Genomic DNA, 5,148 nt, shown 5'->3' with positions numbered 1-5,148 from the left:
CGCAGCCACCCGACCCGCAACCGGGAACCGAACGACATCAGAGCACTCTTGGTGAAACCGGCGCCGTCACGAGCCGCATTGAACAACTTCGCCCGGCCCATGTCGTCTTTACCGAGGTCCCGGCCCTGCTGCCAGCGGGCATCGGCACGCATCCGGCCGGCCCGGTCGAAAGCCTCCCGCAACGCCGCGTTGTACAACGCGGTCCCGGCATGGAAACGAGCCCGGACTTTACGCCGCTGCGACGGCGAGAACGACACCCGGAACGACACGACAAACACCGTCGCACCTTTCGGCCGTTTCCGTTCCCGCCCCATTATCGAACAAACGTACCACCCAGCCTGACCGGGCTGGTGCCGGGCCAGCGCACGGGTTTACCCGGCCGTAAACGACCGGGCTCGCACCCGCAAAGCACAGGTCGACAACGGCTTCTGGGACACCGCCCGCGCGGTCTGGCCGCTGTACTCGCTGCTCGCCCCGACCAGGACCGGCGAAATGCTGGACGGTGTCGTCAACGCGTACAAGAACGGGGGTTGGACTCCCCGCTGGACCGGGCCCGGCTACATCGACATCATGGTCGGCACCAACCAGGACCTGGCCTTCGCCGACGCCTACCAGAAGGGGGTGCGCAACTTCGACTATTCCGCCGCGTACGCCTCGATGGTCAAGAACGCGAGTGTCTACTCGAGTTCCGGTGCGCGCGGACGCAAGGGCATCGAGGTGTCCACGTTCAAGCGGTACGTGCCGACCGACGTCCGCGGCGAGGCGGCCTCCTGGACCCTGGAGGACGCCACCAACAACTTCGGGATCGCGCAGCTCGGCCGGGCCCTGGGCTTCAACGAGGACGCCGACTACTTCCAGAACCGGGCCCTCGACTACGCCAACCTGTACTCCCCGTCGGTCGGCTTCTACCGCGGCAAGCAGACCTCAGGCGCCTGGCGAACCACCGATTCGGCGTTCAAACCGAACGAATGGGGCTGCGACTTCACCGAGGGCGCGCCCTGGCACTACGCCACCCCGGCCCCGCAGGACCCGCAGGGCATGGCCAATCTGTACGGCGGCCGCGCCCAGCTCTCCGCCAAGATCGACGCGGTGTTCGCCGCGTCCCGTGACTACCTGCCCGGCTGCTACGGCGGCACGATCCACGAGATGCGCGAGGCCTACGACACCAACATGGGCCAGTACGCCCACTCCAACGAGCCGATCCACCACATGCTCTACATGTACAACTACGCCGGAACGCCCGCGAAGACACAGAACCGGGTCCGCGATGTCCTCACCAAGCTCTACGACTCCGGCGCCGGAACCGGCAACGGCTACCTCGGCGACGAGGACAACGGACAGATGTCGGCCTGGTACGTGTTCAGCGCCCTCGGCTTCTACCCGGCCCGGATGGGCAGCACCGACTACACCATCGGGGCCCCGCTGCATCCCCGGGCGACCATCAACCTGGAGAACGGCCGGACGTTCACGGTCGCCGCGCCCGGCGTGAGCGACACCAACCGCTACATCCAGAGCGCCACCCTCAACGGGGTCGCCTACACGAAGAACTACCTCACCCACGCCGACCTGCTCGCCGGCGGCACCCTCACCTTCACCATGGGATCGGCCCCCTCGACGTGGGGAACCGGCACGGGCGACATCCCCGAGTCGATCACCTCCGGAAGCACCGCGCCGCGACCGCTGGCCGACCGGGCCACCGGCGGCACCCTGACCGCCAGCGGCGAGAACGGCACCACCGAGGGCCGGGCGAGCCTGGTCGACGACACGTCGCTGACCAAGTGGCTGACCTTCCAGAACACCGCCACGCTGGAGTACCGGTTTGCCGGCACCGGGACGGCCGCGGTCCGGCAGTACACCCTGACCTCCGCCAACGACTTTCCGCAACGCGACCCGAAGAGCTGGACGTTGCAGGGATCCACCGACGGCAGCACCTGGGTCACCCTGGACACCCGCACCGACCTGGACTTCAGCGACCGCCGCCAGACCAGGGCGTTCGTCATCGGCAACACCACCGCCTACCCTCGCTACCGGCTGCAGATCACCGCCAACCACGGCGCAGCCGAGACCCAGCTCGCCGAATGGGAACTGCTCGGCTGACCCGCACCACCCTTGCGCCGTCTTGTATCGGCCCATTGACACAAACATGAAGGCCCTGCTTCCCTTGTACCGGGCAGCCGATACAAGGAGTGGTCATGGACACCGCCGCACGATGTCGAGCACTGGGTCTGGCGCTCGGCGCGGGAATCGGCTTCGCGCTGACCCGCACCTACCTGTTCGACTTCGCCCCGGTCGTTCTCGCTCTGTGCCTGAGCATCGGTGTCCTCGCCGGCGAAGCGGTCTCCCGCCGGCCCTCGGGTGAGCGCCGAGCCGCCACCCTGCGCACCCGCCGAATGAGGGACTACCTGCCGTTCCGGCCGATCGCGGTCAGTCTCGCGCTGACCTCGGCACTCGTGGCGCTGTCATGGTGGTTCCCGACCCCGGACCATCCCGACCACCAAGTGATCTACTTCGGGACGGCGGCACCCGTCACCCTGATGGCCAGCTGGGCGACCCTCGCCACCGGCGCCCTTCTGGCACTGCTCAGCGCATGGCTGGTGGTCCGGAGCCCGCAGAACGTCTCGGAGGGCGGTGGCGCGGCCGCCGACGAGACGTGGCGCCGCACCACCGTGAACAACCTCGCCGATGCCTACGCCACGCTGTCCGCCACGATCTTCACCGCTGCCACGTTCTGGTACGCCGATGCGCAGATGGACTGGCGCGGCGGCGGATCCCCGGTATGGGGTTTCGCGCTGAGCCTGCTCGCGGGACTGGGGCTGACCGCCGTCGCCTACTACGCGGGATCTCTCCTGCGGCCCCGGCACAGCACCACCGGTGACCGGCGTGTCGCGGTTGAGGTGCCGTGAGCTCCGACCCGGCCGTCCGCCTCGAAACACACTCGGCGGTACCCCCGTACGAACAGATTCGCCACCAGATCGCCGACCTGATCCGGCATGGCACTCTCCCCGCGGGCAGCAAACTCCCACCGGTACGACAGTTGGCCGCCGACCTGGGCGTCGCCAACGGAACCGTCGCCCGCGCCTACCAGGAACTCGAGGCGACCGGGCTGGTCATCACCCGCCGCGCCGCCGGAACCCGCGTCGCAGCAACGACAACACTCTCACCGCAAGCCCGCGCCGAAGCCCTCGCGGACCGCGCACAAGACTTCGTCCTGGCCGCCCGCCAACTCGGCGCCACCGACACCGAACTACGCGAAGCCATCAACCAAGCTCTGACCCGGACCACCGACACCGCCGTCGCGCTCACGCCCGAATCGCGGTCACAGCCCGATCAGTAAACGAACATCCAGCCTTTGACCAGGGCGGCCGCCGATACCACGACCATCGTGGCTCGGGCGGTGGTCCGGCCGTGGTCGGCGGTCGCTTCGATCGAATGTGCGGAGATCGACCACCGGTTCGTGGCGGCGATTCACGGACCGGTCCTGATCGGCCCGGACGGCACCCCGGCCGCCGTCATCCCCGCCTTGGGCTCCTACTCACGACGCCGCGCTGAGCGCCGGACCGATCAGCTTCGAGCGATCCGGGCCGCAGCAGTCGACGGGTGACCACACACCGTCGAACTGCTGAGCAATCCGGCCCCGGCGATGCGAATGGTGAAGTGCGCCGCGAACGGGACAACCTGATCTAAATCGATGTGCTTGAATGCGCTTCAAGGCGGGGGAAGCGGGGCGATCCGGATCAACCATGCCTGGCCAGGCTTTGGCGTCGATTCCCCTCCTGGGCAAGACCTGTCCTTTCGACCTCAAACCCAGGAGAAACACCGTGCGAAGTTTGAGATTTCTCGCCGGGACGGCCGCAGTGGCCGTCCTCGTGGCGATGTCACCGGCAGCGCCCGTACGGGCGGCCGAAACCGCAGCGGCACCGGGGGCCGGACCCCGGTTGCTGGGCACCCTGAGCGCCGCGGACATCACGCGGCACGACCGCACCGGGAAGGCGGACGCGGTCGAGTCCACGGCGACCGTCGCCGCCGGAACCACCTGTGCGAGCACCGCCGCCCGCTCGAAGGAGCGGGCGCTCGGCGCGGTCACCTCGTGCACCCGGTTGACTCCGAAGGTCCAGACGAAGCGGGTCGCCCTGGCGGCCGACCCCTGCGACATCGGCGAGTCCGGATACTGGATCTACACGCGGTCTGGCTCGTGCTTCAAGGACTTCGAGGGCGAGTACTGGCTCCTCGACGCCCAGGGCCGGATCATCGGCACCGCCGATTTCCTGGTCAGCGGCAGCATGACGCTCAGCCCCGGCCGCGCGACGTTCACCGAGAACCTGACCGTCACGGTCACCGACACCGACCGGCAGGTGCTGGCGCTCAACATCGCGATGGACGCCGCGTGCAGCGGCTCCTGCTCGATGGCCGACGCCAACCCGTGGGACGGCATGGTCACCCTCGTCGAGGGCGCCTCGGCCTCCGGCTCGGTGACCTACGCGGCCAGCCCGTCCGCCGGCGCGCAGACGAACATCCAGACCAGCTACCACATGTATGTCGTCGCGCTCGGCGCCATCCCGATCCAGCCGAACTACAACTGGTCCAACCCGTGGAACGTGCGCTGCGACAACTCGCTCGCCGTCTCCGGCACCACCGGGTGCGTCTACGCGGACGTACGGGCCCAGCTGGTCCTGCCGCTCAGCCAGTACCGGGCGGCGGCGGCGACGTACGCGTTCGCCCAGATCTACCTGATCGACCACTGGGGCGCCGAGGACAGCCCGCTGCGCCGCCAGGCCGACTCCGGGATCGCCGGCTCGAACCGTCGGGCGACCTGCGAGACCCCGCTCGACCCGTTCATCCCGTTCGACGACTCGGTCGTGGTGGACGACTCGTGCGACGAGTACCCGTTCGCGGCCACGCAGCAGGGCGGCACGACGGGCAGCTTCTGCGCCGACATCGTGGCGTTGCAGGAGGACGACGGCCTCTGGTACTTCTACGAGGCGCGGGCCGACAAGCCGGTCAACTTCAACGAGCCGTGTGTACGCGGGCACGTGCCGCTCGGCGAGAACGAGGCCGCCGGAGGTAAGGTCGGCAGCCTCCCGCAGTCCGAGCGGATCATCGACAACGAGGCCTACACGGTCGCGATCACCTGATCACGAAGTGGTGGGC

At 68.5% G+C, this 5,148-nt stretch carries 5 protein-coding genes and 1 pseudogene; 5 read left to right on the top strand and 1 reads right to left on the bottom strand.

The features are described 5' to 3' along the window. Window positions 1-278: hypothetical protein (locus AB0E94_RS52415; RefSeq protein WP_360344370.1), on the bottom strand; the 278-nt coding region annotated here is incomplete at its 3' end. A 106-nt stretch (window positions 279-384) separates the two neighbouring features. Between AB0E94_RS52415 and AB0E94_RS52410 the strand changes: the two are divergent. The 5 genes and pseudogenes from AB0E94_RS52410 to AB0E94_RS52390 form a co-directional block, all read left to right on the top strand. Next, a pseudogene (locus tag AB0E94_RS52410) lies at window positions 385-2,097 on the top strand (glycoside hydrolase family 92 protein); the annotation flags it as partial. Window positions 2,098-2,192: 95 nt separating this feature from the next. Continuing rightward, window positions 2,193-2,903 (top strand): hypothetical protein, encoded by a 711-nt coding sequence (locus AB0E94_RS52405; protein WP_360344367.1) that lies wholly within the window; start codon window positions 2,193-2,195, stop codon window positions 2,901-2,903. Further along, on the top strand, window positions 2,900-3,334 hold the full coding sequence (locus tag AB0E94_RS52400) for a GntR family transcriptional regulator (protein WP_360344364.1): 435 nt from the start codon (window positions 2,900-2,902) through the stop codon (window positions 3,332-3,334). Before AB0E94_RS52405 ends, AB0E94_RS52400 begins: the two co-directional genes overlap by 4 nt. Window positions 3,335-3,382: 48 nt before the next feature. After that, a complete protein-coding gene (locus AB0E94_RS52395; protein WP_360344361.1) occupies window positions 3,383-3,601 on the top strand; it encodes a hypothetical protein in 219 nt (72 codons plus the stop codon). A 217-nt stretch (window positions 3,602-3,818) separates the two neighbouring features. Next, entirely contained in the window at window positions 3,819-5,132 is a 1,314-nt protein-coding gene (locus AB0E94_RS52390; RefSeq protein WP_360344358.1) for a hypothetical protein, read from the top strand. Window positions 5,133-5,148: the final 16 nt, after the last annotated feature.

Origin of the sequence: Actinoplanes sp. NPDC026670 (assembly GCF_040638175.1) — a bacterium.
Lineage (GTDB): Bacteria > Actinomycetota > Actinomycetes > Mycobacteriales > Micromonosporaceae > Actinoplanes.
The sequence above is the reverse complement of the archived record's forward strand: the minus strand, read 5'-3'. Positions and strand labels throughout refer to the sequence as shown.